Consider the following 25,665-nt stretch of genomic DNA (forward strand, 5'->3'; position numbering starts at 1 on the left):
CGAACGCTGAAGGGCGCCACCACTACCCGCTGTTGTGGCGTTCCGCGATCTGACAGGTCGCTACACTCCCCTTGATCATTTGTGTGCTCGGGGGAACAGGTGAACACGGTGGAGACGGTCCGCGCGGGTGTGGACGTGGCCGGGGCGTTGGCGGGCCGGGAGGCCGGGGCGCAGGACCGGTTCCTGGAGGAGCACTCGGCTGTGGTGGCCGATGCCATGGCGGACGGGTTCACCCGGCGATGTCCGGACCTTGCGGCGAAGCCCGGTTTCGCGCGGTGGCAGGTCGTGGCCCTGGGGGTCGCCGTCACCGCCGTCGTGGCCTTGGTGCTGTTCGTACCGCTGCTCGCCCTCGCGCTGTTGACCGTAGTGGTGACGGTCTACAGCCTGTTGCAGGCCGTCGTCGCGGCGGCCGGTCTGCGGCACCGCAGGCCCGGGGCGGCCGCGGCGGACCCGCCGGTCCCCGACGCCGAACTGCCGTTCTACACCGTGCTGGTGCCCGCCTACCGGGAGGCGGAAGTGATCGGCGGTCTGGTCCGGCACCTGGCCGCGCTGGACTACCCGCCGGCCCGGCTGGAGGTGCTGATCCTGGTGGAACGGCACGACCCCGACACCCGTGCGGCCGTCCTCGCGGCGGATCCTCCGCCGTTCGTCCGCATCGTCCAGTTGCCGCCCGGTCCCCCGCAGACCAAACCGCGCTCGGTGAACCTCGGCCTCATGCTGGCCCGCGGCGAGTTGCTGGTGATCTTCGATGCCGAGGACCGGCCCGACCCCGCGCAACTGCGGCGCGTGGCAGCGCGGTTCGCGGCCCGTGGTGAGCGGGCGGCCTGCGTCCAGGCACAACTCCTGTTCCGCAACGCCACCGGGAACTGGCTGACCAGGCAGTTCGCGATGGAGTACGCCCTGCGCTTCGGCCTCGCCCTGCCCGGGCTTGAGCGGCTACGGCTGCCGATCCCGCTCGGCGGCACCAGCAACCACTTCCGCACCGCCACCCTGCGCGCGCTGGGCGGCTGGGACGCGTGGAACGTCACCGAGGACGCCGACCTCGGCATGCGCTGCGCCGCGATGGGCTACCGCACGGAAACCATCGAGTCGGTCACCTGGGAGGAGGCCCTCGACGCGGTCGGCCCGTACGTGCGCCAGCGCACCCGCTGGTACAAGGGCTTTCTGATCACGACCATGGTCCACACCCGCCACCCGGGCCGCACCCTCCGCAGGTTCGGCCCGACCGGGGTCCTCGTCCTGCTCGGCATCGTCGCCGCAGCGCCGGTGACCGCTCTGCTCCAACCCGTGCTGGGCGCCCTCACGGTGCTCGCCCTCACCTGTCCGGTGTGGTCCTCGACCGGTGCCGGGCTGGTGTTGCCGGCCGCGGCCGCCCAGGTCGCCTCGATCGTGGCGTGGATCGTCATCACCTTCGTCGCCGCCCGGCGGGCGGGACTGGCGGCGCCCTGGCACGCCGTGTTCAGCCCCCTCGTCACGTTGCTGTGGTCGGTCGCCGCGTGGCGGGCCGCCCACCAGGTGGCGTTCTCCCCGTTCAGCTGGGAGAAGACCCCGCACCGGCCGACCACGGACTGAGAGCGTCCGGCGGACGGCGGGAAGCGTCAGTCTGCCCCTCGGCCGTCACGGTTCGGGCGCCTCCGGCCTCCCCCGATGTCGTCCTGTGGTTGTTGCGAGATGGCAGTGACGGCGGTGGACAGGAGGCCGGCCAGGTCGTCGACGACGGGGTGGGACGCGCGTGGGCGGGTGACGGCGAGGACCTCGCGTTCGGGGCGGTCGGATGCGGGGATGCCTTCGACGCGGGTGAGGGGCCGGGCCGGGTCGTGCCAACCGTGGACGACGGAGGCCGGTACGAGCCCGACGGCCAGGCCTTGGGCGATCAGTGCGAGTGCGGTGTGGTAGTCGTCCGTCTCGTACCGCACGGCTGGTTCGAGGCCGGTGCGGTGGGCCCAGCGCTGGAGCAGGCGCCGGTCGGGAGTGCCCAGGTGTCCGGCGGCCCAGTCGGCTTCGCGGCAGTCGTCGAGCGTGGCGATGCCGGTGCCGCGTGCGGCCATGAGCCACAGCGGTTCTCTGCCGAGTGCGCGGATCTGCAGGTCGGTGGCGCTGGGCGGGTCTTCGGGGAGATAGCGGTAGGCGAGCAGGAGATCGATCTCTCCGGTCCGCAGTCCGCGCAGACCGTGCACCGGCTCGGTCTCGGTGACGTGCAGGACGACATCCGGATGGGCCCCGCGCAGTTCGGCCAGCGCGGTGGGGAGCAGGCGTCCGGCCGCGGTCGCGTACACACCGATGCTCACTTCCGGCGCCCCGGACCGGGCGATGTCGTCGGCCAGGCGCTGGAAGTCCGCGGTGGCGGCCAGGACGTGGGCGGCCGCGTCGGCGAGGGCCCGGCCGGAGGCGGTCGGGGTCACGCCGCCGCCCGGGCGGCGCGAGAGCAGCTCCGCCCCCACCCGCTGCTCGAGCCGGGCGATGTGTTGCGACACCGCCGAGGGGACATAGCCCAGTGCGGCTGCCGCGGTGCTCATCGACCCGTGCCGCATCACCGCGAGCAGGGTCCGCAACAGCCGGGGGTCGACGCTGTTCATGATTCGTGAAAGCTCACTTTCTTGATCGTCGCTTCCCATGATGCCCGGCGCGGGGTGAGGCTGTACCCATGGACAAGAGCACGCAGCAGGACGTACGGATGCCGGTCGCGGTGGTGACCGGTGTGGCACAGGGCATCGGCCGTAGGGTCGCCGAGGTGCTGGCCCGCGAGGGGTACGCGCTGGTACTGGCCGATCTGAAGGAGCCGGTGGAGACGCTGGCGGCGGCGCGCGCCGCGGGTGCGGAGGCGTACGCCGTGGTCGGCGACGTGGCCTCGGAGACCTACGTGGCCGGGCTCACCGAGCAAGTACAGGAGCGCTTCGGCGGGGTCGACGTACTGGTCAACAACGCGGGTGTCTCGCTGCTCACCCCGGCCGAGGACACCACCGCCGAACAGTGGCGACGCGTCCTGGAGGTCAACCTCACCGGCCCCTTCCTCCTGTCGCGGGCTCTGGGGAAGCTGATGCTCGAAGCGGGCGGCGGATCCATCGTGAACATCGCCTCGATCGCCGGACTGCACGGGGTCGGGGACCGGGCCGCGTACAACGCGAGCAAGCACGGCCTGATCGGTCTGACCCGGACCCTGGCCGCGGAGTGGGGCGGCCGTGGCATTCGCGTCAACGCCGTGTGCCCTGGCTGGGTCAAGACCGAGATGGACGCCGCGGACCAGGCGTCCGGCGGCTACACCGACGAGGACATCGTCGACCGGGTCCCGATGGCGCGGTTCGCCGCACCCGAGGACATAGCCCAGGCCGTCGCCTTCCTGTCGGACCCGGCCCGCAGCGGCTTCGTCAACGGCGTGGCCATGCCGGTGGACGGGGGCTGGACGGCCGACGCGAGCTGGAACTCCCTCCGGAAGCGCAAGCGCTGACGGGACACGGATGCGGGCCCGCCGGCACGAGCGCTGCCGGCGGAGCCGAGCGTGGTGCCCCATCGGCGCGACACTCGCCACCGACCGAGCGCCCCGGAGCGGTGCCGGCCCCGCAGGCGTCATCTCATTCCGAACTCGGAGCTTCCTTCCGAGCTTCGAGGCCCGACTGCTACGTCGGCCGGAGCGCAGAGGCGAGCCGCACGCGCAGTTCCCGGCGTACGTCGTCCGGCAGCTCGCCGCGGCCACTCGCCCACGCGACGAGGGTGTCCGCGACCAGGCGCAGCTTCCTGTTCCGGTTCATCGACACCTCCCGCAGCACGTCCCAGGCCACCGCGGGCTCGACCCGCCCCACGGCGACGATCACACCGATCGCCTGATCGACAGCCTCGTGCGCGCCGACCGCGGCCCGCAGATGCTCGCACTCCCGGCGCAACGCCTCCATCTCGTCACGCTCGTCGAGGGGCGAGGTGGGCGGTGACGACATGGAATGCCTCCAAGCGGCGGGGGTGACGGGCTACTCCACAGTCACCCCACCGCTGGGGAGACGCAAACGCCTGATCCACACGGAGCAAGGACACCCATCGGAGTCGTCCCCGAGCCGCTGTCGTGGGTTCCCGGCCATGGAGACCAACACACAGCCCGGAGCCACTACGACGCGGATGCCGTCGTGACCAGCGACCACCACGCCGCCCGCCCCTGACCACGCGCACGCCTTCCGGCGTACGGACGTCAGGAGACTCAGTGGGCCGCCGCCTGCCGGACCATTCGGACGTTGGGCTTCCCCGCCAGAGTTCTCGCTCGCCCGTGATCTTGAAGCCGTGACGCTGATAGAAGCGGACCGCGCCGGCGTTGTAGTCCGTGACCCACAGGCCTATGGGTACGTCTCCTGCCCAGGCGAGGAACTCGCTCATCAAGCGGCCGCCCAGTCCCCTCCCCTGCACCTGGTTCAGCAAGTACATGGGCCCCAGGGACACCTGCTCGCCTCGCCGGCCGCAGAGGACGCCGACGGTCTCGCCGCCGGAGCGGACCACGCGGCAGAACAGCAGGTCCGGTCGCTGGTTCGCCGCCTCGATGAACTCTCGCCAACGAGTGGTGCCGTCCGCGGTGGCTGACGAGCCGCGGTGCTCGCGGATCCAGTCCTCGTCGATCCCCGCCTCCGGGTGGGGGTACGTCTCCAGCCAGGCTCGCAGCAGTAGCGGCCCCAGCGACTCGGCATCGTTCCGGCAGGCGGCGTCGATCACGTAGGTCATGGCCACGATCCTCGTCGATCATCCGTCACGATCAGGTCGCTCGGCGGCAGATCCGCCGACTGGGGCGCGGTGGTTCCCCGTGGCCGTCCGCGCCCGTCCCGCAGCTCGTCGAACCAGGGCTCACTCCTGGTCGACGGCGTGGGAGAGTGATCACCCAGGCATGCCGGCCGGTTGCGGATCGGCCGGTGACGAGAGCGAGGAGCGGGCCATGACCCTTGAGCGACCGACGATCGAAACCCCCCAGGGGCAGCCGTCCCCCAACCTGCACATCGAGGACGTCGTCGTCGGCGACGGGGCCGAGGCCACCAAGGGGTCGACGGTGTCCGTCCAGTACGTGGGGGTGTCCCACTCCACCGGCGAGGAGTTCGACGCCTCGTGGAACCGTGGCCAGGCCTTCGAGTTCACCCTCGGTGGCAAGCAGGTCATCACCGGCTGGGACATGGGCGTGCGCGGCATGAAGGTCGGTGGCCGCCGGAAGCTGGTCATCCCGCCGCACCTGGCCTACGGCGACCGCTCGCCGTCTCCGGCCATCAAGCCGGGCGAGACCCTGATCTTCGTGATCGACCTTCTCGCGGTCAGCTGACACTTCGCCCGCCGCGCCCGCGAGGGTGCGGCGGGCGCGTTCCCGGCGCGCGTCAGGCAAGTCGCTTGTCGGGGGCGGAGGTGGGGGTGGAGGTGGAGGCGCCGTCGGACTCGGCGGGGGTTCTCGGTCCGTCGCGGTCGGTGGTCCTCGGATGTGCCGTGCGGCGGTACATCCTGGTGACCGCCGCGCACTGCAGAGCCATGGATGCCGCCATGGCCGCGCAGATGCCGGGCAGTCCTGCCCCCGACAGGCCGTACGCGAGCGCCAGTTGAAGCAGCACTCCGCAGGTGGTGATGCGGGCCAGGGCGGGGCTGCCGCCGCTGCCTTCGAACACTCCGCCCAGCGCGATGAAGCACGCGAGCAGGATGAGGTACGGCCCCAGGGACCGCAGGTAGAGCGTGCCGGCCTCGGCCACCGCGCCCTCGCTGCCGAAGGCCCGCATGACCCACGGTCCGGCGACGAGCAGCGTCAGTGCGGCCGTGAGTCCCAGTGATCCGCCGAGAAGCAGCGCCTGCCGTCCGATGGCGCGTCGTTCGTCGCGACCTGTGCCGAGCAGGTGGGAGGTGCGGATGGCGGCGGCTTGGCGTACGGAGTAGAAGGCCATGGTCGCGACGTACATGGCCTTGGTGGCGATGCCGTAGGCGGCGACTTCGGTGACGCCGATCCGGGCGACGATGGCCACGAGGGCGAGGGCTCCTGTCATCCGCACGACGAAATCGGCGGACATGGGCAGCCCGGTGGCAGCGACTCTTCGGGCGTCGGAGAGGAGTGTTCCGGTCCGCTCCAGGGGCGTGGCGGCCGCCTGTCGCAGGACGGCGTTGCGGCGGAGCGCGACGATTCCGCAGGCGAGTGCGGCCGTCCGGCCGAGCACCGTGGCGATCGCGGCCCCGCGGACGCCGAGGTCGAACCCGAGGATGAGCAAGGGGTCCAGCGCGAGAATCAGCCCGTTCGCGAGCAGGGCGAGTCTCATGGGAGTGCGGGTGTCGCCCGCGCCCTTGAGGATGCCGTCGATGACGTTGGTCGCGTAGAACACGGCGATTCCCGGCAGCGCGATCGAGAAGTAGCCAATGGCGAGAGGGAGCGAGCTGTCGTCGCCGCCGAGTACGAGTCGGGCGAGCGGCTCGCGGCACAGGAACCCGCCCACGGCCACGACGGGCGTGACGACCGCCCACAGTGTCCAGCCGCCGCGCACGGCGGAGCGCAACGCGGCCGGATCCTCCGCTCCCCTGGCCCGTGCGACCAGCACCGTCATCCCCGACCCTGCGACGAGGATGACGCCGAGGAGCAGGTTCTCCAGGTTGGTGGCGACGGCCACCGCGGCGACGGACCCGGCGCCGAGCATCGCCACCCAGATCATGTTGATGATCCCGGCGGTGACGCCCGCGAGCAGTTCGAAGTAGACCGGATACGCCAGCGACACGAGCTTGCGCCGGTGCTCGGTTGCCCCCATGACCTTGCCCCCTCTTTTCGCTGTACCTCGATTCGAGGCACAGCGAAAAGAGGTAGCATGCTCGCACGGAACGGGCAAGTGTCCGGCTACGAGCAGGAAAGGGGTTCGGCCGCGTGCTGGAGCTGTCGATTCTGGGCTTCCTCTACGAGGAGCCCTTGCACGGTTACGAGTTGAAGGCGCGCATCCAGGGCCTCAGCGGGCACATTCGCCCGGTCAGTGACGGCGCGCTCTATCCGGCCATCACCCGGCTGGTGAAGGCGGGGCTGGTCGAGCAGCGCACCGAGCCCGGAAGCGGCGCGGCGCCCCGGCGGATCCTCTCCCTCACCGAGGCGGGCCGCGCCGACCTCCAGGCCCGGCTCCGGAACCCGAAGGAAGTCGAGATCACCGACGGGCAGCGCTTCTTCACCCTGCTCTCGTTCCTCCGGCACCTCCCCGACCGCGCGGAACAGGCCGCGGTGCTGCGCCGCCGGCAGGACTTCCTCGACACCCCGGCGAGCTTCTTCTACCGCGACGGCGAGCCGGTGCGCGCCGAAGAGGCGCCGGACCTCTTCCGGCAGGGCATGCTGCGCATCGCCCGCGCCACGGGCACCGAGGAGAAGCAGTGGCTGACCGAGGCGATCGCTTCGCTGGAGGGCTGACGCCGGCCGGGCGCCATGCCGGTGGCACGGGCGCTCCCCTCGCTCACACTCGGCGCGGGGAGCGCCGCCGCGGCCGTGGACTCAACCCGCGTACTGGGCCAGGACCTTGAGGTAGTCGTACGGCTGCTGCGTCACCCCGCTGCACGAGTCTCCGTCGGAGCCGGCACCGCACGGCCGGTCACGGTTGACGGACCAGTAGGTGAGGCGGCCGATGTGGTGCTGCTGCGCGTAGGCGAGCATCGTCTGGAAGTCGCTGACCCGGACGAGTTCACCGGCGTCGTCGGTCGTGCCGTTCATCGACGAGAGGCCGATGTGCGCGTAGGTGACCGAGTCGCTGTACCCGTACGCCGACTTGACCTGCGCCTTGAGGCCTTCCATGGCCTGGACGGTGAGGGTGCCCATGTTGGTGGTACCGCCGCCGAAGTCGAACGGCATGATGCACCAGACGTCGTTGGCCAGTCCGGAGGCGGCGCCGCGCTTGATCATGTCTGCGCCGGTCGAGTCCGGTCCGCTGCTCGTCGTGCCGAACGTGATGACGGTCTTGAGGCCCGCGTTGTTCGCCTTCACGATCTTCAGGGCGTCGATGACGCGCTGGCGCACGGTGGCGCTCGCCCACTCGGTGTTCTCGATGTCGATGTCGAGGGCCTTGAGGCCGTAGGCGTCGATGACCTTCTGGTAAGCGCCCGCGAGCGCCGAAGCGCTGGTGCACTTCTCGCCGAGCTTGGCGCCGCTCCAGCCGCCGACGGAGACCATCACGTCACCTCCCGCCGCGCGGATCGCGTTGATCTTCGACTGGTCGCTGCCGCCGGTCAGCGGGCGTGAGCCGTCCCAGGCCGGGTTGCAGGTGCCGTCGGAGAGGATGAAGGCGAGGGTGAACCACTGGACGCCGGTCGCGGCCATCACCTGGGTCGGATCCTGCGGGCTGCCCCAGCCGAGGTACTCGTAAGGGGCGACGGCCATGCCCGGCGTGACGGCCGGAGCCGAACCCGCGGTCAGCTTGTCGAGGTTGGGACCTCCGTTCGCGGTGACGGCGGTGGCGCGCACCGTGTCGGTGCCGGCGTTCAGGGAGACGTTCACGGTCTTGGTGGCCCAGGTGTCCCAGCCGCCCGTGGCGGGGAACGAGACGTTCGAGGCCACTACGGTGCCGTTGACGGAGATGTCCATCGGGCGGTCGGTCGTCGTGCCATTGGCGTAGCGGAAGGCGAGCGAGGAGCTGCCCGCGCTGGCCGCGTCGACCGTGAACTGCACGTACGAGCCTGAGACGTTGGCGTAGTCGACGAACCCGGCGCCGGTGTACCCGGTGTGGTTCGTGGCCACCGAGCCCTGCGAGATCGTCGCGTCCTCGGCCTGGTGGTCCGTCGCGGTCGCCGCGGCGCGGGAGGGCGGCGAGGCGACGAACTGCAGCGAGAAGAGACACAGAAGCAGGGCGCACAGCGCGGCGAGCGGAGTGGCGCTGCGGGGGCGGCCCTGAGGGATGGAGATGTGCACGGTATCGACCTCCGGAGGAAGGGAGTTGGGGGGTGCGAGGTGCGTGCGCGGACGAACGGGGCGACGGCGCCCTCGAAGGACAGGAAAGGTTCCTGACAGTCGCAGGACACACGTCGCCCCGGGTGCGCCCGACCCGGGAGGGGGGCCGGGTTCAGACGAGCTGGTAGCCGCGGAAGTCCTTGAAGCGGATGTACGTGTCCTGGAGCGAGCCCGAGGTGTCGCCGAGCGACCGGTAGATGCCCCACTTGGGCCGGACCCGGTCGTCGAGGAAGGTGTCGACTCCGGTCAGCGACTTGTCGATGATCGTGTTCGTGCCGTCGCTGAGGATCCAGCGGACCGTGCCGGAGGTGCCGTCACCGACCTTGATCCGGAAGTCCACCTTGGTCCAGGTGTCATGGAGCGGGTCGAGCGACGTACGGCCCACGAGGGTCCCCGAGATGGGCAGCACCAGTTCGATCGTCTGGGCGCCGCTCACCCGGCGCAGCGACTGCACCACGATCGGGGAGGTGCCGGTGCCCGGCTGTTTCATCTGCATGATGTGCGTGAAGGACGTCGTGGCCTTGAGCGAGCCCGGGATGTACATCCAGTACGTGACCCGCCAGGTCTGCCCGGGCAGCCACTGGAGATAGCTGCCGGCGGACGTGCGGTTGCCGGTGACCTCCTGGCGCTGACGGTCGGTGGACGTGTCCCGGTCCACCATGTGCATGTTGAAGCGGTAGGTGTTGTCCTCGACGTAGATGTGCGGCTGCCCCTCGGGGTGCGAGTCGGCGCGGTCGTCCTCGACCGTCTCGAACGCGCCGAGCCCGTCGTCGTAGGGGGACGGGTTCCACTTCAGCACCCAGGAGGAGGCCGAGGCGGGAGCGGCCGGCAGGCCGACGGCGGCTGCCGCGGCCCCGCCGAGTGCGGCGCCGAGCAGTGTTCTGCGGGACGTACCCATCGGTCAGTCCTTTCGTGGTGACGATGGTGACGTTGGCGGTGATGCGGTGCCGGCGATGACGACGGGGGTTCATATACATGACCCGCGTTCACCAACCTGCAACAGAGTCCCGGCGTGACGAGCCACGGTCAATGGTCTGGACCGAAAGCATCGGACCAGTTTTCGCCAACGTTCTCGCGGCCCGGCGCGACGCCCCGACGCCGGGCGGCACACGACCGCGCCCCGGCGCCCAAGTGGGGTGCCGGCTCGGACTCATAGACTGTCGGCGTGCCCAACAACCAGCGACGTATCACCTTGCGCGACATCGCGAAGGACACCGGACTCTCCCCCGCCGCGGTGTCCTACGCCCTGCGCGGCCTGCAGGTGCCGCCGGAGACCCAGCGGCGGGTGCGCGAGGCGGCGGACCGGCTCGGCTACCAGGTCGACCCGATCGCCAGGGCGCTGGCCTCCGGCCGGACCGACACCGTCGGAGTGCTGTGCGAGTCGCTGACCGACGCGTGGCAGCAGGGGCTGGCGGTCACCCTCGGCCGCAGACTGCTGGCGACCGGCCGGCACGCCCTGATCGTCGACGCCTGCAACGACCCACAGCTGGAAGCCCAGTTGGCCTCGCATCTGGCGGCCCAGCGGGTGGACGCGCTGATCGTGCTGCCCGTCGACCCGGCCGCCGACCACTGGAAGCAGGTGGCCCGGCAGACGGCTCTGATCGCCATCGGTGACGGCCTCCCCGGGGTCACCACGTCGGCCGAGGTCGTCTTCGACAACGAACTCGGGGTCACCGACGCGCTCAGTCGGCTGGCCTCCGCGGGCCACCGCACGATCGGGGTCGTGACGCCCCGCCTGGCGAGCACCCCCGACCGGCCGGCCGAGAGCATGGTCCACCGGGTGGCGGGCGAGCTGGGCCTGACGCTGACCGTGCACACCTCGCCGTACGACCTCGAGGGCGCAACCGCCGTGGCACGCACGGCGCTTACGGATCCGGACCGCCCGACGGCGTTCCTGTGTTTCGGCGATTCCATGGCCTACGGCGTCTATGCCGCCGCCCGGGATCTCGGCCTGACGGTGCCGGACGACGTGTCCGTGCTGGGCTACGACGACCAGCCCCTGTCCCGGTTGCTGACCCCGCCGCTGTCCAGCTACCGCTGGCCCGTGGACGAGTTGCTGGACCTCATCGTCGAACGCACCGTGAGGGCCGTCGAAGAGGGCAAGCGCAGCCGGCGCAAGGTGCTGGCGCCGACCGTGCAGTGGCGCGGCTCGGTCGCGGGTCCGCGCAACGGGGCCGGCACCGGCTGAATCCGGGTCCGGCCCCGGCTCGGGCTCGGTCGGACGTCGACTCGTGCCTTCGCCGGGGCCGGGGCGGGTTCACCGTGACGCGACGGGCACCGCGGGCCCGGCCCCGATCGGCAGGCCCAGATCGGCCGAGCGCAGGAGCGCCGCCGCGGCGTGGACGTCCGCGGTCGGTTTGCGGTCTGCGAGGTCGGGGTCGAGGACGGCCGCGGCCGCCTCGTGGAAGCGCGACAGCTCACCGTCCCCGGGCGGGGTCCGTTCCAGCATCCGCAGGGCGCGCACCGCCCCGACGAGTTCGCAGGCCAGGACGAGACCGAACTGGTCCACCGCTTCGGTCAGTCGGCGCGCGGCGGTGGCGGCGAAGCTGGCGTGCTCCTCGACCCCCCGGGAGACGACGGCGTGACCGAGTGTCACCGGCTGGGCGGCGCCCCGCAGTTCGGCCATAGCGCTGTGCGCGGCGATCTCGGTGATCATCAGGCCGCTGCTCCCGTTCTCCGCCTGGGCCAGGAAGGGGGGCAGGCCGGTGAAGGCGGGTTCGTTGAGCGCGCCCTGCCGGGCGGTGGTGAGCTGCGCGGTGCCCAGGAGCGCCAGCCGCATGTGGTCCAGGGCCAGGGCCAGGGGCGCCTGGTGGAACCCTCCGTGGTGGTAGTAGTCCTCACCGTCCAGGAGCGGGTTCTCGGCGCTGGCGTTGAGCTCCACCGTGAGGACGCCGTCGAGCGCGGTCCAGGCGTCCATGGCGGCGCCGTGGACCTGGGGCAGGCAGCGGAATCCGAACGGGTCCTGGACCAGCGACGGGCTCCAGTCGGCGCGGTCGAGCAGCTCGGTCATGCGGGCGGCGGACCGCTGCGCGCCGGGGTGCGGCCGGCGGGCGTGGACGGCCGCGGCGTACGGCTCCAGGGAGCCGTGCACGGCGGTGAGCGACAGGGCCGCGACCAGCGGCAGGCGGTCCAACAAGGTACGCAGGTCGGTGGCGGCGAGCGCCGCCTGACCGATGGTCAGCGCACTGCTGGACAGCAGCGGCAGCGCGTCCCAGGAGCTCAGGGTGAGCGGGCGGGGCGGGGCGCCGAGGCCGGTGCCCGGCTGCCAGGGCTGCTCGCCGACGAGGGTGAGGCCGAGTTCGGCCAGCGCGGTCAGGTCGGCGGTGCCGAGCGAGCCGAGTGCGTGGACCTCGGGGACGTGGCCGTGGGTGAGGGCGTGTGCGAGTGCGTCGACGACGGTCACGTCGATGGCGGATCCGGCGCCCAGGAGCTGGTTGAGGCGCACCGCGAGCATGGCCCGGGCCTGCTCGACGGGGACGACGGGTCCGATGCCACCGGCGTGGCTGCGCAACAGGCGCAGGCCGAACTCCTGGGTGGCGTCCTCGTCGAGCGCGGTGGTGCGGTTGGCGCCGACGCCGGTGGAATGGCCGTAGACCGGGCGCCGCGTGCTGGCCCTGACGGCCGCCGGGCGCGCCGCGCTCACGCGTGCCCTGGCCCGCGGGTCCAGGTGGACGGGGCGCCGGGTGCGGGCCAGTGCGGTCACCTGGCTCGCGGTCAGGGAGGAGCCGTCGAAGCAGACGGCGTCGGGGTGTGCGGAGGTCATCAGTGGTGCAGGCCTTCCGTGGTCACCAGGTTCCGGGTCTCGGGTGCCCAGGCGACGCTGGCCAGGGTGCCGAGGAGCAGGACGCCCGCCAGCCAGGCCATCGACCAGCCGACGCCGAGCCGGTCGAGGCTGATCGGCAGGATGAACGTGCCGACCGCGGAGGCGACCCTGCTCGTTCCGTTGAGGAAGCCGACACCGGCGCCGCGCAGTGCGGTCGGGAACAGCTCGGGCGGGTAGACCTGCGTGATGTTGGACGCGGCCGCCATCACGAACGTGTAGATGACGAAGGGCACCATGAGCACAAGGCCGGAGTGGTCGTTGAGCGCGGCCATCGCCGCGAGGCAGACGGTCAGGACGACGAAGGTCCAGACGGTGAAGGGCCGGCGGCCCATGCGCTGCACCGGCCACAGTCCCACCACGCCGCCGAGCAGGAGGAACAGGTTGAGGACCGTGTTCTGCGCGTCCGCGTCCGCGACGTGGAGCGAGGCGAGGATCGTCGACATGAAGGTGTAGATCGCGAAGTACGGCAGGACCTGCGCACTGTAGAAGATCACGCCGAACCAGGTGTTGCGACGCTGTCCGGGGGCGAACAGTTCGCTGTAGCTCGGGGTGACCTCGGGCGCGGGCGGTGTGCCCTGGGCGGTGCGGGGTTCGGGTTCCTCCCCGAGGTAGCGGCGGCGGATCTCGTCGGCTTCCGCGACCCGGCCCCGGCTCGCGAGCCAGCTCGGCGACTCGGGGGTGCCGATCCGCAGGAACAGGACGAGCGCGGCCGGGAGAGCGCCCGCCGCCAGCAGCAGATGCGCGGAGGTGTCGCTGAGGGAGATGTAGGTGCCGAGGATGTTCGCCAGCACGTAGCCGACGGTCCACAGGACGGTGAGTGACCCGAGCAGCAGACCGCGCAGGTGCCGGGGCGAGAACTCGGAGAGGAGCGTCGGACCCACGGCGTAGTCGGCGCCGAGACCGAAGCCGATCAGCAGACGCAGGGCGAACAGGCTCCACGGATCGTGCGCCCAGAACTGTGCGGCGGAGGCGACCGTGATCAGGACGAAGTTGTACAGGTAGAGCTTCTGGCGTCCGATGGCGTCGGCCACGCGGCCGAGGATCACACTGCCGAAGAAGAGCCCGATCAGCGCGGAGGCACCGAGCAGGCCCTGCCAGACGCCGTTCAGGTGCATCGACGTCGACAGGGTCGGCAGGACGGCCCCGATCACCCCGAGCGCGAAGCCGTCGGAGAAGTTCGCACCGAACGTAGTGGCGGTCACTCGCAGGTGGAACCTGGTCAGACGTTCCTTGGGACTGCCGGGCACCGCTCTCGTCCGGACGGTTGCTTCGGTCGTCATGAAGGCGCCTCCCGGCACAGGGTGGGTGGGCCCGCGGCCGCCGTACGACGCCGGCCGGTGGGGGCGGCCGCCGATCGCGTGGGACCACGATGCGCGATGGTTCGGGTCAGAAGGTGCGGGCCGAAGAGCGTGCTCCGGTCTGCGGACGGCCACCGTCGCGGGGCTGTCCGCGAGGTGGCGCACTTACTGATGCGGTTCAGTGAAGCGCTTAAACGGAGGGTGGTCAAGAGTGAGAGCGCGTGTGAACCGGTCCGTCCCGGATGCCCGTCCCGGACGAATGCGCCGGTCACCGAGCCACCGCGGCCCGGGTCGCGGTGGACCTGGGCGGGGGTCGGCCGGTGACGGTCGTGTTGGCGAGGGTGCAGTGGTGAGCGCGGGCGGCCCGGCGGAGGGCGTCGGGCTACGGTCGCCGGGCTGGGGTCGGCCGCCGTGCGGCGAGCCTCAGCGGCCTGCGCCGGTGGCGGTCGCGGTCGCGGTCGCGGTCGCGGTACGCGACCGCGGTGCCAGGGCCGCGCGCAGTGCCGGGGCCAGGACGTGCCGGGTCTCGGCCGGGGTGAGGGCGGCCGGGGTGGGGAGCGGGTTGAGGTAGCGGGTGTAGATGAGGCCGCCGAGGATCGTCACCACGGCCGTGGCACGGGCGGTCGCGTCACGGCCGCCGAGAAATTCAACAAGCCGGGCCAGCAGTTCCTGTTCCAGGTACTCGCGGATCACCTCGGCGGCCTCGTCGCCCTGGGCGGTGAGCTGGAGGAAGTCGGCGTCCTCCCACAGGCCCGTCACCGCGTCGATCAGACGGTCGGGGAGGGTGCTCGGGTCACCGCCGAGGACGTCGTCCACCGCCAGCGCGTTGGCGCACTGGAACTGCATCACGTCCGCGAACAGGCCCTTCTTCGAGCCGAAGTGGTACGCGATGAGTGCCGGGTCGACACCCGCCGCCGCGCCCACGGCACGCACCGTGGTGCGCTTGTAGCCGCGCTCCAGGAACAGCGCGCGGGCAGCCGAGACGATCGACTCGCGGGTCGGCGGGTTGCCGCGGGGGCGACCTCGGGTGCGGGCGGGGGCAGGGGCGGCGTTATTCATCAGCGTTGAGCCTGCGTGGGGTGATCGGCACAGTCAAGGGCGTTCCGACCACCGCACGAGGGGATGACCCGACACCATGCGCATCGCAGTCTTCGGCGCCAACGGACCGACCGGCCGCCACCTCACCGACCAGGCCCTCGACGCCGGCCACGAGGTCGTCGCCGTGACCCGCCGCCCCGGCTCCCTCTCCCCCACGCGTCCCGGTCTCACCGTGGCCGTCGCCGACGCCACCGATCCGGCCGCTGTCGACGCCGCGCTCAGCGGGACGGACGCGGTCCTGTCCGCGCTGGGCGCGCGCTTCAGCAAGGAGACCATCACGACGTACTCGGCGAGCTCCACGGCCATCACGGAGGCCATGACCCGCCACGGCATCAACCGGCTCCTCGCCGTCAGCTCGAGCATCGCCGACCCGCACTGGCGCCCCACCGGCGCGCACTTCTTCAACCACGTCCTGGACCCGCTGGTGAACCGGCGCCTCGGCCGCACCCTCCACGAGGACATGCGCCGCATGGAGGACCTGATCCGTCGAACCGAGCTCGACTGGACCCTCGTCCGGCCCTCGGGACTCTTCGAGCACCCCGTCGTCACGGACTTCCACACCGCCGAGACCAGCGCCGACGGCGTCTTCACCGCCCGCGCGGACCTCGCCGCGAGCATGCTGCGCGAACTGGAGGAACGGCTCTACGTGCGCACCGCGATGGGCGTCATCACCACGGCCGTCAAGCCGAACATCGCCAAGCTCATCTGGAACGAAGGCGTGAAGAAGAAGTGAGCCGGGCGAAGGCCACACCGGCGGCCATGACGACGGCCGCGGAACTCCCGGGCTCCGTAAGGAAGTTCCTCGACCGCCCCCACACGGCCACCTTCACCACCCTCCGCCCCGACGGCACCCCACACGTCACGCCGGTCCGCTTCACCTTTGACGCGGTCACCGGCCTGGCCCGGGTCACCACCCGGGCGGGAGCCCGCAAAGCCCGGAACGTGACGGCGGGTGGGCCGGCGGCCCCCGTCGCCCTCTGCCAGGCGGACGGCTTCCGCTGGGCCACCCTCGAAGGCTGCGCCACCGTGACCGAGGATCCCGTACGCCTGGCCGAGGCGGTCCGCCGGTACACCGCCCGCTACCACGCGGTCCCGCCCACCCCACCGGACCTGGTCGTCATCGAGATCGCCGTCGACCGCGTCCTGCGCCTCAACCTCTGACCGATTCCCCGGACCGAAAGCGACGTGACACCGCGATGCCCACCCTCCCCGTCCTCGACTCCACCCTCCACCACCGCGAGTCCGGCGATCCCGACGGACTGCCGTTCGTCTTCCTCCACGGCAACCCCACCTCCTCCCACCTGTGGCGGAACGTACTGCCGGGTGTCGCCGCACCCGGCCGCCGCCTCCTGGCGCCCGACCTCATCGGCATGGGCGACTCCGGGAAACCCCGCATCGCCTACTCCTTCGACGACCACGCCCGCTATCTCGACGCCTGGTTCGACGCCCTGGGCCTCGCCGAGGCCGTCCTGATCGGCCACGACTGGGGCGGCGCGCTCGCCTTCGACCGAGCCGCACGCCTCCCGGAACGTGTCCGCGGCCTCGCCTTCACCGAGACGATCCTCAAGCCGCTGGAAGGTGACGAATTCCCTTCCGCAGGACGGGAGTTGTTCACCCTGCTGCGCACCCCGGGAGTGGGCGAGGAGATGATCCTGGAGAAGTCGCTGTTCATCGAAGGACTCCCGGACACGATGGCCACGCCCCTCGACCCCGCCGACCTGGACGTCTACCGCCGCCCCTTCCCCACCCCGCACAGCCGCCGGCCGGTGCTGGCATGGACCCGCATGATGCCGTTCGACGCCGAGCCCGCCGACGTCGTGGCCCACATCGAACGCTACGACGCCTGGCTGACCGCCAGCCCTGACGTCCCCAAGCTGCTCGCCGCGTTCGAGCCGGGCCCCGGCGCGATGACCGACCAGGGCGCCGTCGCCTGGTGCGAGGAGAACATCGCGGGCCTGGAGGTGTCGCGCCACGGCCCGGCCGGCCACCACTCCCCCGAGGATCGCCCCGAGGAACTGGCCGCGGCGATCAGCGCCTGGGCCGACCGCCACGGGCTGACCCGCCTCGGATGAACCCTGTCCGCGCCCCTGGCCCGGCGGGCGGCGCGTCCCGCGAAGCATCCTCGGGTGTGCGGGCTGTGCCGCATGATGAGCCCGTGGACTTCGAGCCGTACAGAGGTGAGCTGGTGGCGTTCTGCTACCGGATGCTGGGGTCGGTGCACGAGGCCGAGGATCTGGTGCAGGAGACACTGCTGCGTGCCTGGAGGCCCGCGACCGCTACGACCCGGCGCGCGCGTCGGTACGGACCTGGCTGTACCGGATCGCGACCAACGTGTGCCTGACCGCACTGGAGGGCCGCAGTCGGCGGCCGCTGCCGTCCGGCCTGGGAGCGCCGAGCGGCAACCCCGAGGCCCCGCTGACGCCGGCGCTCGAGGTGCCCTGGCTGGAGCCGTTCCCCGACGCGCGGTTCGATGTGGAGGTCCGGGCCGATCTGCGGCTTGCGTGGGTGGCGGCCGTGCAGGTCCTGCCGGCGCGGCAGCGGGCGGTACTGGTGCTGCGGGAGGTACTGGCCTTCAGCGCCGCCGAGGTCGCCGAGCAGTTGGGGACGTCGGTCGCGGCGGTCAACAGCGCCTTGCAGCGCGCCCGTGCCGGCCTCGCCGACGTGGGCGACGCCAGTACGGTCACTGAGCCGGCGGATCCCGAGGTGCGAGCGGTCGTCCGGCGCTACATGGAGGCGTTCGAGGCGGCGGACGTGCCCGCGCTCGTACGGCTGCTGGCCGACGACGCGATCCTGGAGATGCCGCCGGTTCCGCTGTGGTACCTCGGCAGCCAGGACTACGGCCGATTCATGGAGCGGGTGTTCCGGATGCGGGGCAGCGGGTGGCTCGTGCGGGAGCTCACCGCCTGCGCGCAGCCCGCCCTCGCCGCCTACGCGCCGGAGCCCGGCGGCGGCCACCGACTGCACACCCTCCAGGTCCTCACGGTCACCGCCGGCCGCATCACACACAACGTGGTGTTCGCCGACCCCCGCCTCTTCGACACCTTCGACCTGCCCAGGGAAATTCCCGCGAGGAAGTCCTGACGCGAGCGATGAGTCACGGCGGTGCCGCCAGTACGTACTGATGAGCACCGAACCGAAGGGAAACTCATCGTGAGCGTCATCGTCATCGAGTTCATCACCCTGGACGGGGTCGTGTCCGACCCGGACGGATCCGCGGGAACGCCGCGGGGCGGCTGGGCATTCCGGCACGGCCCGCAGGCGGTGGCCGGGGACAAGTTCCGGCTCGGCCGCACGCTGGACGAGGGGGTGCTCCTGCTCGGGCGCACCACCTGGCAGCTGTTCTCCCGGCTCTGGCCGGGCCGCGACGACCCGTTCGCCACCCGCATGAACACCGTCCCGAAGCTGATCGCCTCCCGCACCCTGTCGCAGACCGACACCTCGGCCTGGGCGAACTCCACGCTCCTCGACGGCGACCTGGTCGACGCCGTCAAGCGTGAGAGCCGCGACGTGATCATCACCGGAAGCCTCAGCGTCGTGGACCAGCTGAGGGCCGCCGACCTGGTCGACGAGTACCGCCTGCTGACCTTCCCCAGCGTGCTCGGCACGGGCAGACACCTCTTCCCGACCGACGGCCCCCGAGCCGAACTGGACTGCCTCTCCACGCAGCAGATCGGCGCCGCCGTCCTCACCCACTACCGCAGGGCGGCGCGGTGACCGCTCACCGCGGCCTCCTGTGCAGGTCCCCCCGGCAGAACAGATGATCGCGACAGGACCGGTCGCGGTCGTGCGGGCGAAGGAAGCTAGTACGCGGCGCTGAGCGCCAGGCCCGACAGATACAGCTCGCAGTCATAGACCGAGAGGTCCTCCTCCGGCTCCTCCTCCTCGGTGTAGAGGGCGCGGCCGTCTTCCGTCAGGAGATGGACACCGAGTTCGGCCGCGCTCTCGGGCTCCGGCGGCGCCGGGTGACCGCCGTCCGGGCAGGTACACGCAGGCGACTCGGCGAAGGTCTGCCGAAAGCTCCGCAGGACACCCTCGTACGCCCGGATCAGGTCCTCCTGATCGGACAGACGCGCCTCTACATACCAGGACATGGCGTAGAGCAGGACCAGGTAGCCCGAGCGTTCGAACCTGCCCTGCTCTGTGCCCTGTCGGGCGAGCGCGGCGTCAGCGTCGGCCACGAGCCGGCCCAGCGTCTCGACGGGGTCGCCCGAGGGATAGTCGACCGCGATGGAACCCAGTTCACGGCACAGACGGTCGTGTTCCGTGCTGAGTGCCGGCGCCTGCTCTGTCATCACTCACATCCTTGCGTCGTCCTGCCGGTCACGCTCGCTGCCGGAAGAGCATGCATGGTGCGGGGCCCGGCCCTGGCCCGGAGCCCCCGGTCTGCGGCGGGCGGAGTCTTGCTATTGTCTTCGCGAATCATCCAGAGGGGTGGAGGGACCGGCCCTACGAAGCCCCGGCAACTCCCCGGTCGACTCGGTGCTCATTCTTTGCGCCGCGCCGTCGGGTCCAGTGCCAACTCCGGCCCGCGCCAACGTGGCGTGGGAAAAGATGAGGAGACACGGTGCTCTCTGTGCTGCCCTTCACCCAAGCCCTGTCCGTCCCGGGCTTTCCGCATACCCGTCTCGTGATGTCTGCGGCTGCTCGGCCGATGTCTTCGGCCGTTTCTCGCTGATCATCCCTGCCCTCGCCCAGGCGAGGTCTCCGCGATCCCTCTTCGCGTCCTGAGACTGGAGTAGCTCTTTCCATGGACATTTCGGATATTTCCAGTGGTGTCGGCGTCCTCGACAAGACCGCAGTGATCATGGGTGCGCTGGCGTCGGGGCCCGCCACCCTGGCGGGTCTGGTCGCCGCCACCGGCCTGTCCCGGCCCACCGCCCACCGGCTCGCCACCGCCCTCGAACGCCACCGTCTCGTCGGCAGGGACCTCCAGGGCCGGTTCGTCCTCGGCCCCTGGCTCGCCGAGCTCTCGGCCGCGTCGAGCGAGGACCATCTGCTGACCGCGGCGGGTCCGGTCCTCACCGCCCTGCGTGACACGACCGGTGAGAGCACGCAGCTCTACCGGCGCCAAGGGGAGATGCGTGTCTGCGTCGCCGCCGCGGAGCGGACGGCCGGCCTGCGTGACACGGTGCCCGTCGGTTCCGCATTCCCCATGAAGGTCGGCTCCGCCTCCCAGGTCCTGCTGGCCTGGGAGGAACCGGAGCGCTACCACCACGGCCTGCAGGGCGCGCACTTCACGGCCAGGACCCTGAGCGGCGTCCGGCGCCGGGGCTGGGCCCAGTCGATCGGCGAACGCGAACCCGGCATGGCCTCCGTCTCGGCGCCGGTGCGGGACCCGGCTCGTCGGGTCGTGGCCGCGGTCACGGTGACCGGCCCGGTTCAACGTCTCACCCGCCACCCCGGCGCACGGCTCGCGAAGGTCGCCGTCGACGCGGCCGACCGCCTCACCGAGGCCGTCCACGCCTCCTGACGGCGGATTCGGAACACCGGCCGATGTCAGGCCCCGAAGGATGCGGCGGCCCTTGCGGCCCGTTCGAGCTTCGCGCGGTGGTCGGCGCGGGCCTGTTCGTCGATCGGCCGCTCGTGTTCGGCGCGCAGACCGGTCCGGCCGTCGACGCCCTCGCGCAGGATGTCGGCTTGTCCGGTGTGCCGGACGGTCTCGCCGAGGACGTGAACCAGGATGACGAACAGGTTGGTGCCGGAGTGCGGCTGCGGCCACCAGGGCACGTGGCCGGAGGCGTCGAGGGAGAGTTCGTCGATCGTGGCGTCCGAGTGTTTCCAGGTGCGCCGGTAGAACGCGACGATCTCGTCACGGGTCTCGTCCTCGGTCGCCCACTGGTCACTGCCGTCGGAGTCCTGCCACCGGCACAGCGGTTCCGGGGACGGGCGGTCGAAGACCTCGCCGAAGTACCTGGCCTCGACGGTGGCCACGTGTTTGACGAGGCCGAGGAGGTTGGTCCCCGTCGCGGTCAGGGGTCGGCGGGCGTCGTACTCGGACAGGCCGTCGAGTTTCCAGAGCAGGGCCTCGCGGTCCCGCCGCAGCCTGCCGTGCAGGTTGTCCTTCGCGAATGCGTCGATCATGCGGTGTGCGCCTTCCGTGGGGTGTCCGTGGTCTCAAGGTCTCGTAGGACGGGTTTCGGGGTGGCCGGGGCGTGCCAGAGGTGGATCCAACCGGCGGTGAGTGCCGCCGCGCAGCCTGCCAGGGCGATGGCGCCGCCTGTTCCGATGCCTGCGGCCACCGCGCCGAAGCAGGCCGGGCCGACACCTTGCAGCGTCATGCCTCCGGCGCCCAGCAGGCCGAACGCCTGGCCCTGGCCGTCCTGCGGCAGGGCGTCCAGGAACGGTCGTTGCAGGCCGAGGCCGTAGGCGAATCCGAAGCCGCTGAGCAGCAGCAGGCAGGACGAGGCGCCGACTCCGGGCCCTGCGGCGAAGCCGAACAGCGGCAGTCCCATCAGCGCGGCCAGTGGAACCACCAGCCGCTCGCGGGTCGGTGGGCGCAGGAGACGGCCGACCAGCACGTCGCCGATGAGCATGCCGACCGGCAGGCAGCCCATCAGCACCGCGTACCAGCCGGGCGCGAAGTGGCGCGCGCCGGCGTAGGCGACGATCAGGCCCTCGGCGCCCGCGACGAACGCGGGCGGCAGCCACTGGCCCAGCATCAGCCGTCGTACCGTCTGTCCCCGCAGCAGCAGAGCGGCACCGTACAGGCTTGTCCGCACGGTCCCACCGTCGCCCTGCACGCTCTCGGGCGCTCCCGACCGCCGCCTCGGCAGCCGGATGCGGATGGCGAGCGCGCAGCCGAGGTGGAGGACGGCGCTCACCGCGAGCGCCCGATGCGGTCCGAGTGCCGCGACGGTCGCGCCTCCCAGCGCCAGTCCGAACAGTTGCGCGCCGGAGCCGGCGATGTTGTTCAGGGAACGGCCCAGTACGTACGCGTCGCCTTCCAGCGCCTGCGCGATCAGTCGGCTCGACGCGCCGCTGAACACCGGGGTTGCGAGGGCGACCAGCGCCACGACACCGAGGCTTGCCGAGATCGGCATCCGCACCAGGGCGAGCAGCAGGGCGGCGGCGCACGCAAAGGCGTAGCCGCCGGCGAGGAGCGCGCGGGGCGGCAGCCGGTCGGCCAGGGAACCCAGCAGCAGCGAGCCGAAGAGTTGCGGGAGGAAGCCGATACCGAAGGCCAGTGCGCTCAGCAGCGCGGAGTCGGTGGTCGCGTAGACCAGCACCGAGAACGTGGTGATCCGCAGCGCGTCCGCGGTGATCGAAACGGTACGGGTCGCGAAGAGCAGCCGGAATCGCGGCTCGGCCAGCACCTCGCGGTAGGTGGCACGGTGGTTGCCGTGTGCGGCTCCGGCGGTCGGGGTCATGGCGCCCAGCCTCGGCGGGTGCCCGCACCGCTCACCAATGATTCGTCGCTCGACGAATCCAAACAACCGGCCCGCGCTAGCATGACCAGGTGCTGCGCTTCGAAGTCTCCGTCGACGACCTGCTGCGCAGCCGCTTCGCGCTGTCGCCCGCACTGGACCTCTGCCTGCTGCTGCGCTCGCTCGCGAGCCACGAACGGCCGCTCCCCCGAGCCTGGGCCGCCCGGCTCGAGCCGGCCTTCGAACGCCTTCGCCGCGAAACCGAACTCAACGCCTTCCTCGCCCTGCAGAACCCGCAGGGCGGACCCGACTTCGTCGCCCCACCCCCGCGTGGCCTCAGCCAGACCTGGGCGGACGACCTGGCCGTGATCCGAGCCACTCCGCCGGCGGCGGCCCGCCACGAGATCGCCGCCACCGCGACCGGCCCGTCCGCCCGTGATCCCCGCGTACGCGCCGTGCTGGACTCGGAGGACGTCGTCCCCAGAATCGCCGCGGCGATGGACCAGGCGTGGCACGAACTGCTCGCCGCGGACTGGCCGCAGCTGCGCGCGATCTGCGAGCGCGATGTCGTGCACCGGGTCGGGGTGATCGGCGAACGCGGCTGGGCCGCGGCCGTCGAGAGCCTGCACCCGGGCATCGCCTGGCGCGCCGGCGGCATCGAGATCGGCTTCTTCCGCGGCGAAACCGTCCGCCTCTCCGGCGACGGACTCCTGCTCATCCCCTCGGTCTTCGTCGGGCACATCGCCGCCCACCTCGAAGACCCCTGGCCGAGAACCCTGGTCTATCGGGCCCGCGGCACCGCCGCCCTGTGGGGCGAACAGGAGGCCGCCCCGCAGCCGGACGCGCTCGCCGCCCTGGTCGGCCGGGCCCGGGCCCGGCTGCTGATGGCCCTGGACGCGCCGGCCAGCACCAGCCACCTCGCCCGAAGCCTCGCCATGACCCCCGGCGCCGTGGGAGACCACCTCGCCATCCTACGTGGCGCGGGGCTGCTCGTCCGCGCCCGGTCCGGACGGTCCGTGCTGTACCGGCGCACCCCGCTCGGCGAGGCCCTGGTCGCCGGTTCGAGCTGAGGGCTCGGATCGGTACGTCCTGAGGGATGCGAGGTCGTCAGGCGGGCCCGTAGGGGGCACTGCCGGCCTTGGTCATGAGGGCCCAGTACCGATCGCCGTAGGACCAGTGCCACCACTCGGTGGGGTAGTTGACGAACCCGGCGTCCCCCATGGCCCTGGCCAGGAGAGCGCGGTTGCGGCGTGCCCGGTCAGTCAGGCCCGGGGCGTCCATCGGGCAGTACTTCTCGTCTCCGGTGCGGTGGCCGTTCACGGCGCCGCCCATGTCCAGCTCGACGCCGTCGTCATCGACGAGCGTCAGGTCGAGGGCCGCACCGGCACAGTGGGGCGCCACCTCGACCGGGGAGACGAAGGCACTGGCCCGGCGCCGAAGCTCGGCAGCCTCGGTGATGCCGGAACCACGCAGGCGATCCTCGTAGAGCGCGAACCGCCGGGCCTGCTCGGCACTGCTGCGATGTCCTTCAACCACAAGGAATCCAATGCCGTCGGGAAGTTTCTCGGATGCCGCACAGAGCCGGTCGAGCACGCCGGCTCTGACCCGCCCGTACGCCCCTTCCTCGTCTCGCTCCCGGGGGTCGAGCGCGATCGCCGGGGCCGAGGCGATCTCCACGAGGGGCTCGCCGCAGTCCCGCACCGGGACGTCGGCCACTTGAGGGTCACTCAGCAAGATCATGAGCCCTGAGCCTAGACGTCGCGCCGCCGCGTGCTGGTGGCGCGCCTGCGCCAGTACGCGAAGCAGACGGCTGCCAGCAGGGGGCCCCAGAGGATGAGTGGGGCGTAGGTGACGTTGAAGAAGGCCAGTTCCCAGCCGTGCATCGACTGCGTCGGGTAGTCGCTGGGGAGTTGCTCGCCTCGGATGGTGAGTCCGGACAGGGAAGTGACGAAGGCGGTGGTCCACAGAACCGTCAGGATCGTGGCGCCGAGGGCGGCGGGCACGACGGCCGCGAGCGGCGGCACTCTGCGGCCGCCCAGCAGCGGGATCCAGCGCGGGAGCACCTCTCCCCACACGGCGACCAGCCCGACGGCGGTGAAGGCCAGCAGTTCGGAGAGGACGGACAGGGCGACGATGTACACCGGTCCCGGGAGCCACGACGGGAGTTGGCCCGCGCCGTGGGGGCCGTCGTCCCCGACGTGGAAGACGACGGTCATGATCCGCCACACGCCGGAGGGAAGCACGGTGAAGGGGATCGCGTAGGCGGCGAACCGGGCCCACCGCGGGACGCCGGGCACCGGAGCGTGCGCGCGCTTCCAGGCGGCGCGCACGCCCTTCGCCGGCGTGGGTGCGGTGATGTGGTGGGCGGTCATACGTTGCTCCTGAGGCCGTTGGATGTCGCTCGGTCGAACGGTCTCAACGGTCACAGCCGGCGCCGGTCGATACGTCGGCCACCGGGTTGAACCAGGTCGGCTCCATGGGGGAAGGCATCACCGACGGCATGAGCCCAGAGGATGATCGTCCGGCGGCGAGGCGAGGCAGGTCACCCGAACCACGCCTGCCGACGACCGGCGCCTGCACGCGGTCGTCGGCAGTTCGTCGGCAGACCCGAGGCTGCCTGCCTCGGGGTTACACGCCGGTGGCGCCGTCGACGCGCTCGCGGACGAGGTCCGCGTGCCCGTTGTGGCGGGCGTACTCCTCGATCATGTGGACGTAGATCCACCGGAGGTTGACGTCCTGGTCCATGAAGCGGCCGGTGTCCGTCAGGGCGCGGTCGGCGCAGTGTTCACGGGCATGGGTGATCTCTGCCTGCCAGGTGGTGAGCGCGTCGTGCAGGGTGGCGTCGTCGGCCACGTCGAAGCCGCCGTCGGGGGCGGAGGGATCGGCCTCGGGGTCGTGGATGGGCGGGGCCTGCTCCCCCGCGAACACCCGGCGGAACCAGTTCCGCTCGACCTCGGCCATGTGCTGGACCAGGCCGATCAGCGTGAAGCCGGACGGCGGCACGGACGCGGTGGCGGCCTGCTTGTCGTCCAGGCCCTCGCACTTCATGGCGAGCGTGGTGCGGTGGAAGTCGAGCCAGCTTTCGAGCGTGGTGCGCTCGTCCGCGTTCAGGGGCGGGATGGATCGTTCGATGGCGCTCATCGGTCGATTATCGCCAGTACTGGACGGGGGGCGGCGCGGGTGTGGTGG

General features: G+C 71.5%; 27 protein-coding genes, 1 pseudogene and 1 riboswitch. Of the genes and pseudogenes, 13 read left to right on the forward strand and 15 right to left on the reverse strand.

Translation table 11 applies throughout. From position 1 onward, the window contains the following. Positions 1–99 precede the first annotated feature (99 nt). On the forward strand, positions 100–1,572 hold the full coding sequence (locus tag IAG42_RS01000) for a glycosyltransferase (protein WP_188335079.1): 1,473 nt from the start codon (positions 100–102) through the stop codon (positions 1,570–1,572). A 26-nt stretch (positions 1,573–1,598) separates the two neighbouring features. Here the strand turns inward: IAG42_RS01000 and IAG42_RS01005 are convergent, their stop codons facing one another. Next, positions 1,599–2,576, reverse strand: coding sequence for a LysR family transcriptional regulator (locus IAG42_RS01005; RefSeq protein ID WP_188335080.1), 978 nt, complete (start codon positions 2,574–2,576; stop codon positions 1,599–1,601). A 68-nt stretch (positions 2,577–2,644) separates the two neighbouring features. On the opposite strand from IAG42_RS01005, the gene IAG42_RS01010 reads away from it, so the two are divergent. After that, positions 2,645–3,445 (forward strand): SDR family NAD(P)-dependent oxidoreductase, encoded by an 801-nt coding sequence (locus IAG42_RS01010; RefSeq protein ID WP_223205795.1) that lies wholly within the window; start codon positions 2,645–2,647, stop codon positions 3,443–3,445. 169 nt (positions 3,446–3,614) lie between these two features. Here IAG42_RS01010 and IAG42_RS01015 read toward each other — a convergent pair whose 3' ends face one another. Together IAG42_RS01015 and IAG42_RS38530 are read right to left on the reverse strand one after the other, a co-directional pair. Continuing rightward, on the reverse strand, positions 3,615–3,929 hold the full coding sequence (locus tag IAG42_RS01015) for an ANTAR domain-containing protein (RefSeq protein WP_188335081.1): 315 nt from the start codon (positions 3,927–3,929) through the stop codon (positions 3,615–3,617). Further along, positions 3,892–4,695: a GNAT family N-acetyltransferase gene (locus tag IAG42_RS38530; protein WP_188335082.1), complete on the reverse strand. Its 804-nt coding sequence runs from the start codon at positions 4,693–4,695 to the stop codon at positions 3,892–3,894. Before IAG42_RS38530 ends, IAG42_RS01015 begins: the two co-directional genes overlap by 38 nt. 208 nt (positions 4,696–4,903) lie before the next feature. Here IAG42_RS38530 and IAG42_RS01025 point away from each other — a divergent pair, with 208 nt between their 5' ends. Continuing rightward, positions 4,904–5,278, forward strand: a complete 375-nt coding sequence (locus IAG42_RS01025) for an FKBP-type peptidyl-prolyl cis-trans isomerase (RefSeq protein ID WP_188335083.1) — start codon at positions 4,904–4,906, stop codon at positions 5,276–5,278. A gap of 52 nt (positions 5,279–5,330) precedes the next feature. Here IAG42_RS01025 and IAG42_RS01030 read toward each other — a convergent pair whose 3' ends face one another. Next, positions 5,331–6,728, reverse strand: coding sequence for an MATE family efflux transporter (locus IAG42_RS01030; RefSeq protein ID WP_188335084.1), 1,398 nt, complete (start codon positions 6,726–6,728; stop codon positions 5,331–5,333). A gap of 113 nt (positions 6,729–6,841) precedes the next feature. Here IAG42_RS01030 and IAG42_RS01035 point away from each other — a divergent pair, with 113 nt between their 5' ends. After that, complete coding sequence (locus IAG42_RS01035) at positions 6,842–7,366, forward strand: PadR family transcriptional regulator (RefSeq protein ID WP_188335085.1); 525 nt, start codon at positions 6,842–6,844, stop codon at positions 7,364–7,366. An 81-nt stretch (positions 7,367–7,447) separates the two neighbouring features. On the opposite strand, the gene IAG42_RS01040 is transcribed toward IAG42_RS01035, so the two are convergent. Together IAG42_RS01040 and IAG42_RS01045 are read right to left on the reverse strand one after the other, a co-directional pair. Then, entirely contained in the window at positions 7,448–8,854 is a 1,407-nt protein-coding gene (locus tag IAG42_RS01040; protein WP_223205796.1) for a carbohydrate-binding protein, read from the reverse strand. Between the two features lie 151 nt (positions 8,855–9,005). Continuing rightward, positions 9,006–9,791, reverse strand: coding sequence for a Tat pathway signal sequence domain protein (locus IAG42_RS01045; RefSeq protein ID WP_188335086.1), 786 nt, complete (start codon positions 9,789–9,791; stop codon positions 9,006–9,008). A gap of 267 nt (positions 9,792–10,058) precedes the next feature. On the opposite strand from IAG42_RS01045, the gene IAG42_RS01050 reads away from it, so the two are divergent. Continuing rightward, the gene (locus IAG42_RS01050) at positions 10,059–11,081 is read left to right on the forward strand and encodes a LacI family DNA-binding transcriptional regulator (RefSeq protein ID WP_188335087.1); all 1,023 of its coding nucleotides are present in this window, start codon (positions 10,059–10,061) and stop codon (positions 11,079–11,081) included. Positions 11,082–11,150: 69 nt separating this feature from the next. On the opposite strand, the gene IAG42_RS01055 is transcribed toward IAG42_RS01050, so the two are convergent. The 3 genes from IAG42_RS01055 to IAG42_RS01065 form a co-directional block, all read right to left on the reverse strand. Beyond that, a complete protein-coding gene (locus IAG42_RS01055) occupies positions 11,151–12,656 on the reverse strand; it encodes an aromatic amino acid ammonia-lyase (RefSeq protein WP_188335088.1) in 1,506 nt (501 codons plus the stop codon). Further along, on the reverse strand, positions 12,656–13,996 hold the full coding sequence (locus IAG42_RS01060; RefSeq protein ID WP_188335089.1) for an MFS transporter: 1,341 nt from the start codon (positions 13,994–13,996) through the stop codon (positions 12,656–12,658). The genes IAG42_RS01055 and IAG42_RS01060 overlap by 1 nt, the downstream gene beginning before the upstream one ends. 441 nt (positions 13,997–14,437) lie before the next feature. After that, on the reverse strand, positions 14,438–15,073 hold the full coding sequence (locus IAG42_RS01065) for a TetR/AcrR family transcriptional regulator (RefSeq protein ID WP_188335090.1): 636 nt from the start codon (positions 15,071–15,073) through the stop codon (positions 14,438–14,440). Positions 15,074–15,149: 76 nt separating this feature from the next. On the opposite strand from IAG42_RS01065, the gene IAG42_RS01070 reads away from it, so the two are divergent. The 6 genes and pseudogenes from IAG42_RS01070 to IAG42_RS01090 all read left to right on the forward strand — a co-directional run bounded on the left by IAG42_RS01070 (position 15,150) and on the right by IAG42_RS01090 (position 18,826). After that, complete coding sequence (locus tag IAG42_RS01070) at positions 15,150–15,845, forward strand: NAD(P)-dependent oxidoreductase (RefSeq protein ID WP_188335091.1); 696 nt, start codon at positions 15,150–15,152, stop codon at positions 15,843–15,845. Between the two features lie 26 nt (positions 15,846–15,871). Beyond that, positions 15,872–16,273, forward strand: a complete 402-nt coding sequence (locus IAG42_RS01075; protein WP_188335092.1) for a pyridoxamine 5'-phosphate oxidase family protein — start codon at positions 15,872–15,874, stop codon at positions 16,271–16,273. A gap of 35 nt (positions 16,274–16,308) precedes the next feature. After that, positions 16,309–17,184 carry a haloalkane dehalogenase gene (locus tag IAG42_RS01080; protein WP_188335093.1) on the forward strand — a complete coding sequence of 292 codons (876 nt, stop codon included), beginning with the start codon at positions 16,309–16,311 and terminating at the stop codon, positions 17,182–17,184. A 131-nt stretch (positions 17,185–17,315) separates the two neighbouring features. Next, positions 17,316–17,416: pseudogene (locus IAG42_RS38670) on the forward strand (sigma factor); the annotation flags it as partial. A gap of 15 nt (positions 17,417–17,431) precedes the next feature. After that, positions 17,432–18,193 (forward strand): RNA polymerase subunit sigma-70, encoded by a 762-nt coding sequence (locus IAG42_RS01085; protein WP_317453356.1) that lies wholly within the window; start codon positions 17,432–17,434, stop codon positions 18,191–18,193. Positions 18,194–18,262: 69 nt separating this feature from the next. Then, complete coding sequence (locus tag IAG42_RS01090) at positions 18,263–18,826, forward strand: dihydrofolate reductase family protein (protein ID WP_188335094.1); 564 nt, start codon at positions 18,263–18,265, stop codon at positions 18,824–18,826. 86 nt (positions 18,827–18,912) lie between these two features. Here IAG42_RS01090 and IAG42_RS01095 read toward each other — a convergent pair whose 3' ends face one another. After that, positions 18,913–19,404 carry a hypothetical protein gene (locus IAG42_RS01095; RefSeq protein ID WP_188335095.1) on the reverse strand — a complete coding sequence of 164 codons (492 nt, stop codon included), beginning with the start codon at positions 19,402–19,404 and terminating at the stop codon, positions 18,913–18,915. 124 nt (positions 19,405–19,528) lie between these two features. After that, positions 19,529–19,670: riboswitch (SAM riboswitch) on the forward strand. Positions 19,671–19,859: 189 nt separating this feature from the next. On the opposite strand from IAG42_RS01095, the gene IAG42_RS01100 reads away from it, so the two are divergent. Further along, the gene (locus IAG42_RS01100) at positions 19,860–20,582 is read left to right on the forward strand and encodes an IclR family transcriptional regulator (RefSeq protein ID WP_188335096.1); all 723 of its coding nucleotides are present in this window, start codon (positions 19,860–19,862) and stop codon (positions 20,580–20,582) included. 26 nt (positions 20,583–20,608) lie between these two features. Here the strand turns inward: IAG42_RS01100 and IAG42_RS01105 are convergent, their stop codons facing one another. Together IAG42_RS01105 and IAG42_RS01110 are read right to left on the reverse strand one after the other, a co-directional pair. Beyond that, positions 20,609–21,193: a DinB family protein gene (locus tag IAG42_RS01105; RefSeq protein WP_188335097.1), complete on the reverse strand. Its 585-nt coding sequence runs from the start codon at positions 21,191–21,193 to the stop codon at positions 20,609–20,611. After that, positions 21,190–22,479 (reverse strand): MFS transporter, encoded by a 1,290-nt coding sequence (locus tag IAG42_RS01110; RefSeq protein WP_188335098.1) that lies wholly within the window; start codon positions 22,477–22,479, stop codon positions 21,190–21,192. The genes IAG42_RS01105 and IAG42_RS01110 overlap by 4 nt, the downstream gene beginning before the upstream one ends. Before the next feature lie 89 nt (positions 22,480–22,568). Between IAG42_RS01110 and IAG42_RS01115 the strand changes: the two genes are divergently transcribed. Continuing rightward, positions 22,569–23,546, forward strand: coding sequence for an ArsR/SmtB family transcription factor (locus tag IAG42_RS01115; protein WP_188335099.1), 978 nt, complete (start codon positions 22,569–22,571; stop codon positions 23,544–23,546). A 37-nt stretch (positions 23,547–23,583) separates the two neighbouring features. Here the strand turns inward: IAG42_RS01115 and IAG42_RS01120 are convergent, their stop codons facing one another. From IAG42_RS01120 to IAG42_RS01130, 3 genes are all read right to left on the reverse strand, one after another. After that, positions 23,584–24,216: a M15 family metallopeptidase gene (locus IAG42_RS01120; protein ID WP_188335100.1), complete on the reverse strand. Its 633-nt coding sequence runs from the start codon at positions 24,214–24,216 to the stop codon at positions 23,584–23,586. 11 nt (positions 24,217–24,227) lie between these two features. Then, a complete protein-coding gene (locus IAG42_RS01125) occupies positions 24,228–24,848 on the reverse strand; it encodes a hypothetical protein (RefSeq protein WP_188335101.1) in 621 nt (206 codons plus the stop codon). 256 nt (positions 24,849–25,104) lie between these two features. Continuing rightward, positions 25,105–25,617 (reverse strand): DinB family protein, encoded by a 513-nt coding sequence (locus IAG42_RS01130; RefSeq protein WP_188335102.1) that lies wholly within the window; start codon positions 25,615–25,617, stop codon positions 25,105–25,107. Positions 25,618–25,665 lie beyond the last annotated feature (48 nt).

Source organism: Streptomyces xanthii (genome assembly GCF_014621695.1).
Lineage (GTDB): Bacteria > Actinomycetota > Actinomycetes > Streptomycetales > Streptomycetaceae > Streptomyces > Streptomyces xanthii.

What these genes read in the sequence shown, in the direction of transcription:
- IAG42_RS01005 (WP_188335080.1), bottom strand. Translation starts at nt 2,576, where the DNA reads ATGAACAGCGTCGACCCCCGGCTGTTGCGGACCCTGCTCGCGGTGATG.
- IAG42_RS01010 (WP_223205795.1), top strand. Translation starts at nt 2,645, where the DNA reads ATGGACAAGAGCACGCAGCAGGACGTACGGATGCCGGTCGCGGTGGTG.
- IAG42_RS01015 (WP_188335081.1), bottom strand. Translation starts at nt 3,929, where the DNA reads ATGTCGTCACCGCCCACCTCGCCCCTCGACGAGCGTGACGAGATGGAG.
- IAG42_RS38530 (WP_188335082.1), bottom strand. Translation starts at nt 4,695, where the DNA reads ATGACCTACGTGATCGACGCCGCCTGCCGGAACGATGCCGAGTCGCTG.
- IAG42_RS01025 (WP_188335083.1), top strand. Translation starts at nt 4,904, where the DNA reads ATGACCCTTGAGCGACCGACGATCGAAACCCCCCAGGGGCAGCCGTCC.
- IAG42_RS01030 (WP_188335084.1), bottom strand. Translation starts at nt 6,728, where the DNA reads ATGGGGGCAACCGAGCACCGGCGCAAGCTCGTGTCGCTGGCGTATCCG.
- IAG42_RS01045 (WP_188335086.1), bottom strand. Translation starts at nt 9,791, where the DNA reads ATGGGTACGTCCCGCAGAACACTGCTCGGCGCCGCACTCGGCGGGGCC.
- IAG42_RS01055 (WP_188335088.1), bottom strand. Translation starts at nt 12,656, where the DNA reads ATGACCTCCGCACACCCCGACGCCGTCTGCTTCGACGGCTCCTCCCTG.
- IAG42_RS01060 (WP_188335089.1), bottom strand. Translation starts at nt 13,996, where the DNA reads ATGACGACCGAAGCAACCGTCCGGACGAGAGCGGTGCCCGGCAGTCCC.
- IAG42_RS01065 (WP_188335090.1), bottom strand. Translation starts at nt 15,073, where the DNA reads ATGAATAACGCCGCCCCTGCCCCCGCCCGCACCCGAGGTCGCCCCCGC.
- IAG42_RS01070 (WP_188335091.1), top strand. Translation starts at nt 15,150, where the DNA reads ATGCGCATCGCAGTCTTCGGCGCCAACGGACCGACCGGCCGCCACCTC.
- IAG42_RS01075 (WP_188335092.1), top strand. Translation starts at nt 15,872, where the DNA reads ATGACGACGGCCGCGGAACTCCCGGGCTCCGTAAGGAAGTTCCTCGAC.
- IAG42_RS01080 (WP_188335093.1), top strand. Translation starts at nt 16,309, where the DNA reads ATGCCCACCCTCCCCGTCCTCGACTCCACCCTCCACCACCGCGAGTCC.
- IAG42_RS01095 (WP_188335095.1), bottom strand. Translation starts at nt 19,404, where the DNA reads ATGACAGAGCAGGCGCCGGCACTCAGCACGGAACACGACCGTCTGTGC.
- IAG42_RS01100 (WP_188335096.1), top strand. Translation starts at nt 19,860, where the DNA reads ATGGACATTTCGGATATTTCCAGTGGTGTCGGCGTCCTCGACAAGACC.
- IAG42_RS01105 (WP_188335097.1), bottom strand. Translation starts at nt 21,193, where the DNA reads ATGATCGACGCATTCGCGAAGGACAACCTGCACGGCAGGCTGCGGCGG.
- IAG42_RS01110 (WP_188335098.1), bottom strand. Translation starts at nt 22,479, where the DNA reads ATGACCCCGACCGCCGGAGCCGCACACGGCAACCACCGTGCCACCTAC.
- IAG42_RS01120 (WP_188335100.1), bottom strand. Translation starts at nt 24,216, where the DNA reads ATGATCTTGCTGAGTGACCCTCAAGTGGCCGACGTCCCGGTGCGGGAC.
- IAG42_RS01125 (WP_188335101.1), bottom strand. Translation starts at nt 24,848, where the DNA reads ATGACCGCCCACCACATCACCGCACCCACGCCGGCGAAGGGCGTGCGC.
- IAG42_RS01130 (WP_188335102.1), bottom strand. Translation starts at nt 25,617, where the DNA reads ATGAGCGCCATCGAACGATCCATCCCGCCCCTGAACGCGGACGAGCGC.